This is a genomic window from Planotetraspora sp. GP83 (assembly GCF_041262585.1).
Taxonomy (GTDB): Bacteria; Actinomycetota; Actinomycetes; order Streptosporangiales; family Streptosporangiaceae; genus JAOEGB01.
In genome coordinates this window covers 43,434-59,001 of sequence record NZ_JBGCBZ010000009.1, presented here as the reverse complement: position 1 = coordinate 59,001, position 15,568 = coordinate 43,434, and the positions used below count along the sequence as shown (strand labels likewise).

General features: G+C 71.5%; 15 protein-coding genes. 1 reads left to right on the top strand and 14 read right to left on the bottom strand.

What is annotated here, in order from left to right; genetic code table 11:
* Window position 1: 1 nt before the first annotated feature.
* On the bottom strand, window positions 2–697 hold the full coding sequence (locus tag ABH927_RS14715; RefSeq protein ID WP_370021776.1) for a hypothetical protein: 696 nt from the start codon (window positions 695–697) through the stop codon (window positions 2–4).
* 101 nt (window positions 698–798) lie between these two features.
* Here ABH927_RS14715 and ABH927_RS14710 point away from each other — a divergent pair, with 101 nt between their 5' ends.
* Complete coding sequence (locus tag ABH927_RS14710; protein WP_370021775.1) at window positions 799–1,281, top strand: hypothetical protein; 483 nt, start codon at window positions 799–801, stop codon at window positions 1,279–1,281.
* A gap of 119 nt (window positions 1,282–1,400) precedes the next feature.
* On the opposite strand, the gene ABH927_RS14705 is transcribed toward ABH927_RS14710, so the two are convergent.
* From ABH927_RS14705 to ABH927_RS14645, 13 genes are all read right to left on the bottom strand, one after another.
* On the bottom strand, window positions 1,401–1,709 hold the full coding sequence (locus ABH927_RS14705; protein ID WP_370021774.1) for a hypothetical protein: 309 nt from the start codon (window positions 1,707–1,709) through the stop codon (window positions 1,401–1,403).
* Between the two features lie 4 nt (window positions 1,710–1,713).
* A complete protein-coding gene (locus ABH927_RS14700; RefSeq protein ID WP_370021773.1) occupies window positions 1,714–2,196 on the bottom strand; it encodes a hypothetical protein in 483 nt (160 codons plus the stop codon).
* A gap of 26 nt (window positions 2,197–2,222) precedes the next feature.
* Window positions 2,223–2,693 carry a hypothetical protein gene (locus ABH927_RS14695; RefSeq protein ID WP_370021772.1) on the bottom strand — a complete coding sequence of 157 codons (471 nt, stop codon included), beginning with the start codon at window positions 2,691–2,693 and terminating at the stop codon, window positions 2,223–2,225.
* Window positions 2,690–3,322: a hypothetical protein gene (locus ABH927_RS14690; RefSeq protein WP_370021771.1), complete on the bottom strand. Its 633-nt coding sequence runs from the start codon at window positions 3,320–3,322 to the stop codon at window positions 2,690–2,692. The genes ABH927_RS14695 and ABH927_RS14690 overlap by 4 nt, the downstream gene beginning before the upstream one ends.
* Window positions 3,322–4,011, bottom strand: coding sequence for a hypothetical protein (locus ABH927_RS14685; RefSeq protein WP_370021769.1), 690 nt, complete (start codon window positions 4,009–4,011; stop codon window positions 3,322–3,324). Before ABH927_RS14685 ends, ABH927_RS14690 begins: the two co-directional genes overlap by 1 nt.
* A 12-nt stretch (window positions 4,012–4,023) precedes the next feature.
* Window positions 4,024–4,668 (bottom strand): hypothetical protein, encoded by a 645-nt coding sequence (locus ABH927_RS14680; protein ID WP_370021768.1) that lies wholly within the window; start codon window positions 4,666–4,668, stop codon window positions 4,024–4,026.
* Between the two features lie 7 nt (window positions 4,669–4,675).
* Entirely contained in the window at window positions 4,676–4,894 is a 219-nt protein-coding gene (locus ABH927_RS14675) for a hypothetical protein (protein ID WP_370021766.1), read from the bottom strand.
* 9 nt (window positions 4,895–4,903) lie between these two features.
* The gene (locus ABH927_RS14670) at window positions 4,904–5,029 is read right to left on the bottom strand and encodes a hypothetical protein (protein ID WP_370021764.1); all 126 of its coding nucleotides are present in this window, start codon (window positions 5,027–5,029) and stop codon (window positions 4,904–4,906) included.
* Between the two features lie 141 nt (window positions 5,030–5,170).
* A complete protein-coding gene (locus ABH927_RS14665; protein ID WP_370021763.1) occupies window positions 5,171–9,475 on the bottom strand; it encodes a hypothetical protein in 4,305 nt (1,434 codons plus the stop codon).
* Entirely contained in the window at window positions 9,472–12,588 is a 3,117-nt protein-coding gene (locus tag ABH927_RS14660) for a hypothetical protein (protein WP_370021761.1), read from the bottom strand. The genes ABH927_RS14665 and ABH927_RS14660 overlap by 4 nt, the downstream gene beginning before the upstream one ends.
* A gap of 1 nt (window position 12,589) precedes the next feature.
* Complete coding sequence (locus ABH927_RS14655) at window positions 12,590–12,994, bottom strand: hypothetical protein (RefSeq protein WP_370021759.1); 405 nt, start codon at window positions 12,992–12,994, stop codon at window positions 12,590–12,592.
* On the bottom strand, window positions 12,991–13,797 hold the full coding sequence (locus ABH927_RS14650; RefSeq protein ID WP_370021757.1) for a hypothetical protein: 807 nt from the start codon (window positions 13,795–13,797) through the stop codon (window positions 12,991–12,993). Before ABH927_RS14650 ends, ABH927_RS14655 begins: the two co-directional genes overlap by 4 nt.
* A gap of 112 nt (window positions 13,798–13,909) precedes the next feature.
* Window positions 13,910–15,541, bottom strand: a complete 1,632-nt coding sequence (locus ABH927_RS14645; RefSeq protein ID WP_370021755.1) for a major capsid protein — start codon at window positions 15,539–15,541, stop codon at window positions 13,910–13,912.
* Between the last annotated feature and the right edge of the window lie 27 nt (window positions 15,542–15,568).

Here is a 15,568-nt window from a genome sequence, read left to right as displayed (position 1 = left end):
GTCAGGACGCGTCGCACAGCACCGGCTGGTAGGCGCACGTCTGCACCGGCGGCGCGACCGTCGTGATGAACGTCCGCCGGTGGCAGGACGAGCCGATCGGCGTCAGCATCGGCCCCGGCGTGCCGGCCGCGTTCTGCGACACCACGTTGTACGGGCCGGTGCCCCACTTGCCGCCGGCGCGGGTGGCGCCGGTCAGCTGCAGCGTCACCTGCTCCGACCCCACCTCCAGGTCGCCGATCAGGCCGTTGCTCACCCACGGCAGCAGGAAGTAGATCCACGCACCCGTGCTGGTGGCCTCCTCGGGGCATACGTCCTCGCCGAGCACTTCGGCCCACAGCTCGATCGCGAAACCGGAGTTGCACGGGATGGAGCAGGAGTCGTACCCGATGGGCTTGCCCGCGTAGTCGTACACCACCGGCGACCCCGTGGTGATCTCGATGAACTCCGGCGACACGGCGAAGAAGTTGAGCTCGACATCGTAGCCGCGGAAGGTGGGGCAGCCCCGCTTGAAGCCACAGACGCGGCCGTTCGCGGCCTTGTACTCGACGTCGGTGCCCTCGTCGGAGTTGACGTTCATCGCCAGGCTGGCGAAACAGTCGAACACGAAGCCGTTATCGTTGCCGCAGACGGGGCGGCCGCAGCCGTCCACGCGGGTGACCCGGATGACGCTCGCGTTCGCGATCAATGGGCAGGACACGGGGCCTCCAACATCACGTTGTTGGCCCGGCCCATAACCAGCGGCTACGCCGTGATTCTAGCCGCGCACCCACCCCGCAACCCGGTGGCAGGCTAGGCCTCGTGATTGGCTGCCACACCTCATTCGCCGGCGTCCCACCGTCCCCGGATGGGCTGCACGTCTACCCGTTTCGGTGCCCCTCCTGTGAGGGCGAAGGCCGGTGGGACGACTACGACCGGTGCCACCTGTGCCTGGGGTCGGGCGCGGTCACCGCCCAGCAGATGCGCGACTGGGCCGACGGGGACCCTACCTGCGCGCCGGTGCGGGTGCCGACCCCCGCCGCCGTCCGCAAAGGCCAGTGCGGCGAATGCGCGTTCCGGCAGGGGGCACCCGAGGAGGACGAACCGCCGCCGTTGGACCGGCCGTTCTACTGCCACGCCACTATGCCCGTCGTCGACGGCGAGTACGCCCCCGTCGCCTGGTACAAGGGCATGCCGCTCGGGGCGCTGGTGTGCGCCGGCTGGTGGCGGGCCGTCACCGAACAGCCGCTCGACCCCGCCCCCTACGTCCCAGCTGGTGACGGCTGGGGCGAACGCGCCACCTGACCCCGCCTTCGGCGGCTACCCTCCCCATGGTGCGGCGCCCGGGTCACTGGTCGGGGGCGACGGCGGGTTGCAGGCCGGGCACCAGGGCACCGCACGCCAACCGCGGCGCGCACACTGAGTCAGGGGGCGACGGCCACCGCGTGCACGGTGACCCCGGTCGCGGGCACGCCCGGCCCCAGCACGCTGATGCCGAGCACCGTCACCCCCGTAGTGACCAGAACCTGGAACGTCGTGGACGCCGCGGAGTTTGCCGTGATCCGTGCCGTTCGCACGCCGACTGTGCCCGCCTCGATCGCGTGCGTGACGACCGGCGGCGCGGAGAACGCCCCCGCCGGCCAGGTGAACGTCACCAGCCCGTTGTTGTCGGTCACGCCGCGCGCCCGCTCCACACGCGGGGCGGGCGGCGCGTAAGACCCGCGGGTGCTCACCCGCTCAGACCTCGCGGGTCGTCAGGACCACGAAGTCGCTGCCCGCCACGCCGGTGAAGGCGAACGCGTCGGCCAGGCCCTCGCCGGCGTCGCCGCCCCGATCCACCGACCACGTCGCCGTAGACCCGGCCGGGAACGGCACCGCCGCCCCGCCCGCGATCGACACCGTCGGCGCGCCCGTGAACACTATGAACGTCACGCTGCGCGCCCCGGCGGGGATGGTGACCGTCCCGGCGCCAGTCTGCCGCTGCGCCGTGCTGTGAATCTGCGGATTGGGGTTGGTGCCGCACCGTACGACGGTGCCGGTCGGCGCGTACGGCGTGGTGCCGTCCAGCGCGGTGTTCGACACGGACGGGGCGCCGGTGCCGCTGGTGGTGTAGTGCCGCAGGAACGGCGTGCTCGTGCCGTCGGCCTGGACGTCGCACAGGATCTCGTACTCGGCATCGGCTGCCGCTGCCGCCGAAACGCTACCGCTGGTACCGGACATGAGAGACCTCCGAGAGGGGTGTGGGGTTACGCGACGCGCGCGTATCGCAGGGTGGTTTGCTGAATCCCGCCGGAACCGATACCGGCCACTTCCGTGGTGCCGGCGATGTCGACCCGGGAGGCTTGAAGGCGGACCGTCCTCGGTGAAGTGACCGCGTACTCCACGCTGATCGCAGCGGAGTCGTTCCACTGCAACGCCGTCGCGGCACCCCCGGCGAACTCCGCGATCTGTACGACGATGGCCTCGGTGAAGGGCACGACGGCGCCCGCGGTGACGTCCCACAGCCGGGCGGCGACGTACGCGTTCTCCCCCGTGGACATTCGGCCGATGTTGCCCCGGACAACCGCGTCCAGGTGGTAGGTGCCGGCCGTGGGCAGCGCGAGGGAGAGCCCGAGGTCGATCCAGGCCCCGGAGGCGGCCGGCATGAGGTCAACGCCTGCCGGTAGTACGGCGAAGCCGCTGCCACCAATGTGAATGCTGGACGCCGTTCCAGTCATGCCGGGGTGTCTCCTTCCGGGGCGACCCAGTGGGCCGAGATGTACGTACGGCCGTCGCCGTTGCTGACCACCGAGGCGCTGCCGGACGTCCCGAGGCGGAACGCGCCGAGGCCCACCGTGTCCCCGGCGGCGAAGGGGTGCATGAACTGCCGCGAGCCCGTCGCCTGGATCTGCTTGCCCTGGTCGCCCGCGAGTTCGCTGTGGTAGATCACCATGGCTTCCGTACCGGGGACGACAGCCCCGTTCTTGTACATGCCGGCGACGACGCCCGTGTCGGTGTTCGCTGCGCCCGGTGCTGGGAGCAGCGCGACGCCGCGGACCTGGTAGTTGACCTCCCACAGGCCGGCGCGCGGGATGGTCAGCAGCGGCAGCTCGGGCACGGTCTCCCACGCCCGGACTGCCCCGGTGATCGTGTGCAGGAAGTTGAGCGCAGGCGTCTGCACCCATGCCGCGTCCACGCCGATCCGCCACACCTGCGGGCAGTCGCCTGCGGCTGGGGGCGTGACCGTCAGGCCCCGGTCCACCTCGATCAGTACCTCGGGCACAAGGAGGCCGGCTGCCGTCTCGGTCAGCGCGTTGCACGGGGCCGGATCAGGCAGGAGGCCGATACTGGCTGCCGTTCCGGTCATCAGTCGCTCACCTTCTGCCACATGATCCCCTGCTGGGGGATGCCGCCGGTCAGGTAGTGCTGGAGGTTGGCGTTGGCCAGCGCCGACCCGTCGCCAGTGCCCCGCAGTCCCCGGATCTCGAACGTCGTCGGAGCCGTGATCGTGACGAACCCCTCGCACACCGCGTTCCCGCCGATGCTCTTGAGGCCGGTTGCCGGGTTTACCGTGCCGGGCTCGTCGTGGAGGAGCACCCACCGCGGGCTGCCGGGTACGAACGCATTCGTCACCGTGTTGAACCACAGAGCCGAGATGGAGGCGATGTGCCTGCCGTTGAAGTTCCAGGTGGCGAGGCCGAACACGTGGGCGGTGAGCCGATAGACGCCCGGCTCGGGCAGCAGAACCTGACTGAACGGCAACACCACCTGCTGACCCTGAGCTGACGTGCGCAGGTCCGCCTGGCCGGCGTTACGAAACCCGAACACTGGCGTGAGCCGCGCCCCGACCGTCCAGTTCTCCGGGCACGCCCCGGCGGCCGGGGGCGTCACGTCCACGTCGACGGACCGCTCGGTGCCGACCGCCGTTCCAGGGGCAATGCCCGTGACCTCGGTTCGCGGCGCGAGGAGGCCGCTCGCGGTCTGCGACAGGCTGTTGCACGCCGCCGGGTCAATCTTCGGGTCGATGCGGTACGTACGGCCGCAACTGCCTGCCATGGTCTGATCCCCTCAGTCCGAGATCTTTTTGAACCGGAAATTCGTGGCCCAGACGACCTTCTGTGTGGTGGTTCCGGAGTCGGTGCGCCAGGACCCATCAACACGGATCGTGGTCGGGCCGGCTACCTGGTACAGCGCCCCCGCCGAGGCGTTGGCCTGGATGCCGTTCGTGCTCTGGGCGGCCTGATCGGTGAACAGGATGATGCGCCGCGCACTCAGCAGGACCTCGACGCTGGCGGTGACGTCGAAGATTCGGGCGTCGATGATCGCGTTGGTGACGCCGACTCCCCACGCGGTGGACCCCTGCACGTCGGCAATCACCTCATAGACCCCGGCCTCTGGCAGCACCAGCTGCGCCCCGGTGACGGGAACCCATGTGTTGGCGGGAGAGCCGTCAAGGCTCACAGCTCCCGAGGTCTGCCCGGAGACGGGTGTGAGCCTGGCGCCGACCGTCCACGTCTCCGGGCAGGAACCCGCCGCAGGGGCGGTCACGTCGACGTCGACCGACCGCTGAGTGCTGACCGCACCTCCCGGGGCGATGCCCGTGAGTACCGTGCGCGGCACGAGGAGCCCGCTCGCGCCCCTGGTGAGCGCGTTGCACGCGGACGGGTCGGTGCGCAGCGCCGTCCCGGAACCGCACCCGCACTTGCCTGCCATCGCCTCCTCAGTCCGTGCCGGCCGGCGCCTGAAGCGCGGCGACGTGGTCGGTGAGGTCGGACAGGCTCTCCCGGTAGGCGCCCTCGTCCACCTCCGTGTAGCCGAGCTCCAGGTACGGGGTGTCGTCACGCAGGTTGTAGACGACCTGGACGCCCTCGCCGTCCTTGGTGAAGTAGCGCGGGTTCCGGTCAGCGGGCGCCTGGGCCTCGCTGGTGTCCTCGCTCACGGCAGCTCCCTAGTCACTGATCTTGTGCATGGTCACGGTGGTACGGCTGCTGCCGACCACGGTTGCGCTTTGCACCGTGCCTCCGGGCCCGAAGAGGGCAGCCTCCAGCCGCAGCGTGAGGGGAGCCGTAGACACGGTGACGAGGTGGTCGATGGGCGATCCCGGACAGGACCGTACGGGGCACCAGAAGCCCGGCCGCGGTCTGTTCCAGCGCGTTGCAGGCGTCCGGGTCCAGGCGCGGCAGGACCCGGACGCTCCCGCAGCAGGAGCCGGCCATCAGCGGTACGTCCAGTTGAGCAGGTAGCTTGCCGTGGCCGTGGCTCCGGCGAAGGAAGCTGCGGCGAGGGCGGTGTCTGCCTCCTGTGCCACGGACCAGGTGAGCGTGACCCCGGCCGGGACGGGCACGGACGTGCCGTCGCTCATGGTGACGTTGACCGGGCCCGCGAGCACGGTGAGGCTGACGCTCTGGGCGCCGGGGAAGGTGGCGGCGATGTCCTGCACGGCGGTGCCGGTGACGGCCCGTACGCCGGTGCTCAGCGGCCCGGGGAGCAGGTCGGCGGTGGTGCACTCGACCGGGGCGACCGGCGTGTACGGCTTGGTGAGGTCGCCGTCCTCGTAGGAGCCCAGGAGTGCGGGCGCTTCCCCGTTGCAGGGGTCGACGGCCCACAGCTCGGTGTACTGGACGTCACCGATGCCGTCTCCGTCGGTGTCGTCGCACCCGCACCGTTCGACGATCTGCTTCGTGCAAGCGGGTGTGCTGGCGCTTGCTGCGCCGCCGCACGGCGCCAGGTGCCACCCGTCCGGGACGGCGTCCTGGCGCTGCCCGTCCTCGTCGAGGTAGTAGATCGTGTCGCCACAGCAGACCATCCGGGTCCACGAGCGGGTCTCGGGGATGACCTCGTACGTGACCTTGAGGTGCACCATCAGGCCGGAGCCTCCGCCGACGGTTTCCTCAACGTCGAGGTAGAGGAAGTTCCGGCCGGCCTGCGCGCCCGGGATGGTGTCGGGGCCGAAGGTGTACGTTGTCCCGTTGTGCGTGGCCGTCGCCGGCAGGTTCTGCCAGGCGCCGTTGTTGAGCCGGAACGCCCTGCCGATCTGGTCGGCGTTGAACACGGTGGCCTGGATCTTGATGGTTGCCGGGTCGGCGTTGTCCGGCAGGTCGAAGTAGGCGCGCGGATACCAGTGGGTGTTGAGGAGCGACGGGCCTTCGTTCGGCTGTGCCGGGCTCGACTGCGCCGAGGCGCCGTTGGGGTGCGGGCTCACCCACCAGGCCGGGCGTGCGGTGTCGGAGTCGGTGACCGACCAGGCGCCCGAGTACTGGTACTGGTACATGTCGTACCAGGTCGGGTTGGCCGCGGTGAGGTCCGTGGTCCACTTCCACACCGGGTCCACCGTGTTGTTGTTGCGGTGTTCCTCGTTGGAGATGAACTCGACTTCCTGCACCGGGTCCTGCTGGATGCACACCTGGACCGGCTGGCAGCAGGGCTCCGCCTGCGGGTCCGTGCACTGGCGGACCGTCCCGATGGGGGTGTACGGCGTGACGGCGTCGAGGGCGGTGTCCGTGGTGCTGATGACCGCGCCGGTGCAGTCCCGGCACACGGAGCGGAGGAACTGGCCGCTCGCGGTGACCTCGAACGCGCCGATCTTGTAGTTCCCGAACACGCCGCAGTTGGCGATGCGCTGTCCGAGGTAGCGCGCGGTGACTGAGGTGACCGGGTTGGCGGTCCTGAAGCGCGCCGAGGTCGCCGCGTGCGGGTCGGTGAGGTAGGCGCACGGATCGCCGAGGGTGCTGCCGGTGACGGTCAGGATGCCGGTGATCGGGTCGTAGGTGTATCCGTCCGGCAGGCTGACGACCTCCAGCCCTGTCGGGAGCTGCGCGGTGTTGTCGCCTGCCGTGCCGGAAGCGAAGTAGCGGATGTACACCGAGAACTCGACGGTGACCGGCTGGGAGAACGACCAGGTGCTGTTCGGGAACACCGGGTTCGGGAAGGTCGCCTGACCCCACCATGCGCCGTCGGCGTTGTTGTAACTCGACGGGAGCGTTGGCGCGTTGCCGCGCGACGACCAGGTGACTCCGTTCGACAGCGTGCCGGTGGTGACCCCGAGGCCGCGAATCGTGGCCGGGTCATCGGCGCCGTCGTCGCACAGCAGCAGCGTCTCGCAGTGCCTGCACGCTGCCTCGCCCTGTCCGCAGGCCGAGCACTCCCCGACCGCGCCCACGGGCGTGTACGGGGTGATGCCGTCCAGCTCCAGGTCGGTGTGCGAGACGACCTGTCCGGTGCAATCCCGGCAGACCGAGCGCAGGAACCGCTTGCCGCAGCCGGGGCGCGGCGTGGTGTTGGTGATGCACACCGTCAGGCCGGAGGCGGTCCACTGCTTGTAGGCGCTGTTGCTGCGGGTCTCCAGGTCCAGGGTGAGGACGATCCGTCCGGCGAGGACGTCCGACCACGGCACGGTCGCGGTCGCGGTGAACGACCACGTGGAGTTAGCCGGCCGGTTGGAGTCGGTGACGATGGCCAGCTCGGGCACGGCGCCGTTCGCCTCGCCGCTGTCGCGCAGGATGCGGAAGCGGCCGTCCGTGAGGATGCCCGTGCCGGGGCCGTCGTTGTGGGCCTGGCCGGTCACGGTGATGGTCACCTGGTCGGCCGGGGCGAAGCAGTCGGGGCAGACGTTGCCCGCGGTGAGCTTGCCGGCGATGCCGTAGTGCACGCCGTCATTCCCGCCGTCCGGGTCCGTGGACACGTTCGGGAACACCGTGGAGCCGCCGCTCCAGAACCCTGCGCCGCCGCCAGGCACATTCTTCCGGAGCGCGACGACGGCCGGGGTCGCGGAGTCCCCGGCGGTCAGGTAGCGCGGGCTCCACGGTTTGTCGGCAATGCTCGTGCCCGGCGCGCACTCCGCGGTGGAGTCGCACAGTTCGACCGTCTCGCAGTGCAGGCACGGCGGTGCGCAGGTGCCGACGGTGCCGGTGGGCGTGTAGGCGGCGCCGGCCAGGGTGTAGTCACTGTGCCCGGTGATGGCGCCGAGCTCGTCGCGCCTGAAGTCGCGGAGGAACGGGGTGCTCGTGCCGTCCGCGGCGACGTCGCAGAGCTGGACCGCGTCCTGCTCCGGCTGCTCGGTCCCGGTCGGGCACGTCGTGACGGTGCCGGTCGGCGTGTAGGCGGCGCCGTCCAGGGTGTAGTCGCTGTGGCCGGTGATGGCGCCGTTCTCGTCGCGGGCGTAGTCCCGGACGAACTCGGTCACGGTGCCGTCGGTGGCGGTGTCGCAGAGCTGGAGGACGTCGCGCTCCGGCTGCTCGACGCCCGCCGGGCACACGGTGACGGTGCCGGTCGGCGTGTAGGTGCCGCCGGTGACCGCGTCCACCAGGCGCACCGAGGAGATCGCGCCGGCGTCGTCGTAGGTGTACTCGATGAGGACCAGGCCGAGGACGTCGCCGGTGACGGGGTCGATGTCGCAGAACGTGCCGGACACCTGGATGCTGCGGGACTCGCCGCAGGCAACCGTCCCGGCCGGGGGCGCGCCGGCCGAGTAGGCGCCCGTGGTGAGGTTCAGCCAGCCCTCGGACGTGACGGTGCCCGCACAGTCACGGACCACGGTGACCGCGATCGGTGTCCCGTCCGCGAGGCACAGGCCCACGGTGGCGGTCGGCTCGGTCGGAGAGGCGCAGTCCCGCTCTGCCTGCGGGCACGGCACGACCACTGCCTGAGTCAGGTCTACCGGGTCGCTGGTGACCTGGTCGCGCCATGTCGTCTCGCCGGTCGTGCAGTCGCGGAGCCCGTACGCCGTCCGGATCTCACCGGCCCCGGTGACGGTGCCGGTCGCGGTCACGTTGCAGAACCGCTCGAAGTTGCCTGCGGCCGGGTCGGCGAAGCCCTGGGTGCCGAACTTCATCGTCACCGGCGACGAGAACGACAGCTTGAAGTGCTCTGTGCCGCCCATCCGCAGGTACTGGGTACCGGTGGTGATGGCCGACGCGGTGAGGACGTCCAGCGTGACCGTGATGCCGTTGAAAACGGCGGTGCCCGTGTACGGGGCCGGGATGCCCGCGTTGGGAACCGACGGGATCGGCGGGCTGAACTGGCTCCAGTCGATGAAGCCACCAAGCTCAGGAGCGGATACCTCGACGTTCGACGCGGTACCGGTGTTCGACCTGTAGGTGCCCTCCCACGCGGTGATCGGGTCGTTGTACTGGATGAACGGGAAGTCGCCGTCCGTGGCGTCGAGCCCGACCAGGCAGCCGGGGTAGTTCGGGTCGGCCGCGTCGAACTTGTGCAGCGTGAACGACGGGTCCTGGGTGGCCGGCTCCTGATAGCAGAGGGTCCCGACGAACTGTTCGCAGTCACCCGTGGCAGCGCAGTCCATCAGCGTGCCCTGCACCGTGTAGGCGGCACCGGTTACGGGGTCGACGGTTCGTGTGGCCACGCGGTCGCCGCTGGTGGTGTCGTACACCGGCTCTACGAGGACTTGCGCGGCGACGGTGCCGTCCGCGAGGACGTCGCACAGGAGCAGCGTCTCCACGTCGACACGCGGCGTCTGGGGGCCGCTCATGATGACCGGGCCCGGCCCGCAGCATCCACTCACAACAGCACTCCTTGCGTGTACGAAATGGTCACGGTGCCCGTCTGAGCGGCGATCGTCAGCGGGCCGACCAGCATCGAGTCCTCATCGCGGGCCACCGACCAGGTGACCGACTCCCCCTGGAACAAGGTGCTGGTGCCGTTGGCGGTGGTGATGCGGCCGGTCCCCCCGTGGGCGGTCGCGGTGACCGACTGCAGCAGCACCACCCCGGCGGCGGACCACGACTGCCCGGTGGTGAGCTGCACCCGGCGGGCCTGCACGCCGACGGCGGGCGGCGCCCCCTCGGTGACGGCGTCACAGCCGACCGGGGAGACCGGCGTGTACGGGGCGGTCAGGCCAGGCTCGTAGGTGCCGACGCTGACCAGGTCGCCGGTGCAGTCGACGGCCAGCAGCTCCACATAGCCGACGTCCGGCAGGCCGTCCCCGTCGGTGTCGTCACAGCGGCACGCCTCGATGATGTTCTGCGCTTGACACGGCGGGGTCTGCGTTCCGCCGCCAGCCGCAGTGCACTGGCCAACCTCGCCGGTGACCGTGTACGGCTGACCGTCCAGGGTCGTGTCCGCGACGGCGACGACTTCGCCGGTCTGGCAGTCGGTGATGACGTTGCGCAGGAACTGGGTGGCGCAACCAGCCTGGTCGTAGACCACCGACGCGGTGAACGCTGAGACCTGCCAGCCGGTCCGGCGCGGGCTCGGCGCGCACGTGACCGGGTTGTCGTCGTAGGCGTCCAGCGCGAGCGCCACGGCGATGTTGCCCGCGGCGAGGTCGGCGGCCGGGACATCGGCCTCCACGGTAAGAGTGCCGAACCAGCCGACCGGGGTGTTGGCCGGGGTAAGGGTGAGCGCGGCCTGCGTCGTCCCGATGAACAGGCGCAGGTGACCGGTGGCCCCGCACCCGTTGTCCGGGCCGGTCTGCTGCGCGTTGACGGAGACGGTGACGTGCGCGGTGCCGGTGTCGCAGGCCGGGCGCGGCGCGGCGATGGTCGCCGCGAGGCTGTTGACGCTGCCGAGGGTGCCCGGCTGCGGCGCTGTTCCCGGCGGCAGGTTCAGCGTCCCGCCGGCCCACAGCGTCTGGCCACCGGCGACCGCGACCCCGGTGTGGTACGGGTAGTACGGCGTCGGGTCGGTGTCGGTAACCGCGGGGCCGGGCTCACCGCCGGCCGGGAGGTCGCACACCAGCAGCGTGCTCGTGTTGCGGCACGGCTCCGGCTGCGGGCCGCACACGCCGACCGTGCCGGCCGGGGTGTACGGGGTGGCGCCGTCCACGGTGGTGTCGGCGTGGCCGGTGACCGCGCCGTCGCAGTCGTAGATGAAGCGGCGCAGGAACACCGTGGCCGTGCCGTCCGCGGCGGTGTCGCAAAGGATCACCGTCTGGGTGGTCGAGCACGGCTCCGGCGCCGGGCCGGGGCAGATGTCCAGGCGGGCGCCGACTGGCACCGCCACGGGGCCGCCGGTGACCGGGTCGACGAACCGGGTGTCCACGCGGGCCCCGGTCTGGTCGTATACCGCTTCGGCCAGGACGTGCTGCAGCACGTTCCCGGACGCGTTATCCACCACGCACAAACGCACGGTTTCGACGTCGCGGGCCGGGGTGGCCTCCGGCGGGCACACCCGCAGGGCGGTTCCGCCCGGCAGGACCACCGGGTCGCCGGTGACCGCGTCCACGTACCGGGTTTCCACGCGGGCGCCGGCGTCGTCGTACACCGCCTCCGCGCGGATCCGCTGGACGATCGCGCCGGTGGCGTTGTCGACGACGCACAGCGGGTGCGTCTCCACGTCCACCGCTGCGACCTCGGCCGGGCACAGCCCCACCGTCCCGGCCGGGACATAGGGGGCGCCGGCCAGCGTGTAGTCCGTATGGCCGACGATCACACCGTTTTCGTCGCGGCGGAAGTCCCGGACGAACCGGCTGGTGGTGCCGTCGGGCCGGGTGTCGCACAGCACGACCAGGTCGGCGTCCGGCTGGGCGGCCCCGGTCGGGCAGTGCGTGAGTTCGCCCTGCAGCGTGTACGGGCCGCCGGTCGCCGGGTTGATCAGCTCGACGGACGCCAGCGACCCGTCCGGGTTGTAGGCGTACTGGGCCAGCACCAGGCCGAGCACGACCCCCGTGTTCGGGTCGGTGTCGCACAGGACGCCGGTGAGCTCGAACGCGCGGGAGTTGCCGCACGCGGCCGCGCCGACCGGCGGCGCGCCCACCGAGTACAGGCCGGTGGCCAGGTTCAGCCACCCCGTCTGGGTCACCGTTCCGGAGCAGTCCCGCGTCACCACCACGGCGATCGGCGTGCCGTCCGGCAGGCACAGCCCCACTGTCGCCGCCGCGGTGGTGGGGTTGTCGCAGTCCGTCCCGGCTGGGCACGCCCCCACCGCCCCGACGACCAGGTGCGGTGTCTGCCCGTCCAGGGCGACGTCCGTGTACGACGCGCTCCCGTTCAGGAACACGTACCTGCGCAGGAACGGCCCGCTGTCGTCGCACAGCATGACCGTTTCGGACTCCAGGCAGCCGTAGGTGCAGTCGACCGGGCTGACCGGGGTGTAGGGGACGGCCGGCTCGTCGGCGTAGGTCAGGACCAGCTCGGCCGACCCGTCGGCGCGGACGCACCACAGCTCGCTGTAGGTGGCGTCGGCCTGGCCGTCGCCGTCGGTGTCGTCGCACCGCTGCACGCAGATGGTGTCGACGCACCCGCAGGCGGCGCAGTCCCCGGCCGTGCCCGCCACCGCGTACGCGGATACCCCGTCCAGGGTGGTGTCCACCGTCGCGGTGACCGCGCCGTCGCAGTCCCGGACCAGGTGCCGAAGAAACGCCGTGCAGCCGCCGCCGGGCATCAGGTCGCACAGCTGCACGGTGGCGGCGGTGACGCAGCCGCCGTCGCACGGCCCCGCCCCCGCTGGCACCACCCCCGGCGTGAAAACGCCCGTTTGGGGGTTGATCCAGCCGATGGCCTGCGGGTCGGCGGCGGTCGCGCCGCACTCGACGCACCCGGAGCGGACGACCAGCAGGACCGGTGTGCCGTCGGACAGGCACAGCGGCTGCGCCGCGATCGCCGGGGCGCAGCACGCGGGTGTGGGCGGCGGCCCCGACCCGCCGCCGTCGTCGCACGGGAGAGGCTGTACGGGCACGTCAGCTCCCCTGGGTGCGGCGGCTGCGGGACCTGCGCGCGGCCGCCGACGCCCGCGCCGGCTCGGCCGGCTCGGCCGGGTCGGCGGGCTCTGAAGGCTCGCCCGGCTCGGCCGGGTCGGCGGGCTGGGCGGGCTCCTCGAGCTCCGCTCGTCCCTCCTGGCCGGGGGGCGGCACCAGGCCCCGGCTGGCGTCCCCCGACTGCGTGCCGGGGTCTGGTGCCACGTACGGGCGGCCGTCCACGAAGGCACCCACCAGCAGGTGCTCGGGCATGGCCTCGAACAGGTGGGCGGGCACACCGAACTCGACCGGCCCCACCGTGCGGAGCTTCGGAGTCTGCGTGATCGCCCAGGCGGCGAACGCGCGCCGTTGGTCGGCGGCCGGACGGACACGAATGATCATGCTCATGGGCAGACGCTCACTTGGATCATGCACACGGTGCAGGTCGTCGCCGGGACGTAGGTCCGCTCGGCCAGCACGCGGCGGTCGTTGTACCGGTAGTCGACGGACTGGGCGGCGTTCCCGGGGACGATGTCCAGGGGCCCGCGTCGGATCAGCACCGGCCCGCTGATGGCCAGCCACGCGGTGCCCGGCTCGGCCGGCGTGCCGTCGGGGCCGGTGTTGAGGGCCGAGTACCCGGCGCCGATCACCACGCAGTTTCCGGCCAGGGTGCGCAGCCGGTTGCCTTGCAGGACCGCCGCGTTGCAGCAGCCGAGCAGAGCGGCCGCGCCGGCGGGGACGTGCAGGGTGCCGATGCCGCCGTAGTTCTCCGCCAGGCAGCCCTCCAAAGCGGCCACCCCCTGGGCGATGTTGACCGGCCCCGCCGCGGGGGTCAGGTCGATCGCCCTCGGCGCGAGCACGCTGGACCAGAACCACTCCTCCAGGCCCCGCTGCTCACCCAGCAGCAGCGTGGCCCGCACGTGCTCGATCGCCTCCGCATACGACCAGCCGATGGTTGAGCACTCCACCCCCGCGTACAGGGTGACCGGGTCGGCCGACTCCACCTCGGGGCGGGCGAACTCCTTGACCCGCACCTCGCCCGGCGATTCGTCGCCGGGCGGGCACCAGTCGGTGTCCCGCACCGGGTTGCAGCCCAGCCCCAGCCATTCCACGCCGAGCAGCTGGTGGATGTCGTTCTCGGTGACGTCGACCACGGTGGTGCAGCCGCCGAGGATCCCGTTCGGCAGCGGGGTGCCCGGGATGGCGTCCACGCGTCGCCTCATGCCGGCGGGCGGCATCCGCTCACCTCCTCACAAGGTGGTCGGGGGCGCCAGGCACGGGGCGAGAGTTCCGTGCCTGGCGCGTCCGGTGGAGGGGCGGGGGTCAGGCGATCGGGCAGGCGATGCCCAGCTGCTCACCGGTGCGGCCGTCGGGGCAGACCGGCACGGTCACGATCCGCGCCTCCGGCCCGCGGTTGATCAGCGCCACGCACTCCTCGGAGAACGCCGCGGTGTAGTCGTTCGTGCTGAACTTCGTGCTGTCGTGGATCACGCCCAGGCTGATCTCGCCGCCGCGTCCGATCTGGAACGCACCCGACGGGTAGATCAGGAACGGGATCTGGGCCGGCCAGTCCGCGGCGGGGGTGGCTCCGCCGATGTCGGTGGGGACCGCGGGGGACAGGCCGCGCGCCCACTGCACGCGGACGCCGAGGGTGCGGAACGCGTCGATGATGCACTGGTCGCTGATCTCGTCGCAGGACACGCCGTTGCGGCGGGAGATGTCCGCCAGGAACATGTTCCGGCTCCACCACGGGAACACCACCTCGATCGAGATGGAGTCACACAGGCTGTGCCGCTCGATCATGTCGGCGGACTGCAGCGCCACCGCCGCGAAGATCGCGGAGAAGGCGCCGAACGTGGGCGCGATCGTGACGGCGGTGGCGGCGGCGCGGGCCTGGTCGAACAGGACCTGACGGACGCGCAGCTCGTGCGCGACCATCGTGTTGCGCTGATACCACGCGACCAGCTCCGGGAAATGGCGCTGCGTCAGAATGCCCGCCTCCAGGCAGACGCCAACGGCGTCGCAGCGGATCTCGTCCGGCTCCGGGCAGGGAATCTTGAAACAGGGCTTGGTCGCGCCGCTGATGTCGTCGGCTTCGGTGTGGACCCACGTCATCGAGCCCACGTCCAGCGACGGGATCTTGAAGAAGCGCAGGCCGCCGCGGGCGAGCTGGATTTCCGGAGCGTCCCACAGCATCTCCGGGCAGGCGATGTCCGTCAGCTCGTACACGGTTTCGCTGGGCGCACACCACCCGCCGGACGCGACCAGGTCCTTGTTCGGCAGGCGCGACTGGTCGGCGGCGAGGATGACGGCGCGGGTGCCCTCCGTGCCCGACGAGGAGTCGTTGACGATGAGCTCCCGCTGGAACGGCAGCCGGTAGCTGGCGCACAAGCCCACGCCCCCGCCGGCCGTTTTCAACGCGTTGGCGCGGCGGATGATGCCCTCGGTGACGCCGTCCATGTCGAGCGGCTGGCCCGGCTGGTATCCGGGCACGTCCACCGAAGCGGTGATCTCCGGGCGGGGGTTGGTGTCCTGCGGCAGCACACGCGGCTGGCGGCGGCGCACCCCGGACAGGTCGAGCACAGGGCGGCGCACCACCGCACCGGAGGCGGTCGCCTCGCCCTTGGGCTCCGGCACGGGCTCCGGCGCGGGCTCCGGCGGCGGGGCGGGCTCCGGCTCCGGCTCCTCCGGCGGGGCGTCCTGACCGCGCACCTGCGCGGCCAGCGCGTCGATCTCGGCGGCGGCGGCCTCCGCAGCCTCTCGCCGCGTCTGCTGCTCGGAACGCACGTTGTTGACGAACTCGGCGAGCGTGCGCAGCTGCGCCAGGTCGTCCGGGGTGACGGTGGTGCTGGTGGACCTGGCGTCGAAAGCGGCCACCGCACCGTCGAGCAGGTCAACCAGCTCGTCGTCGGTCAGGCGGGTCAGGTCCTCGGGAAGCTCAAACTGCTGGTCCACAGCTGCGGCATCTCTCTCCTACAGGAC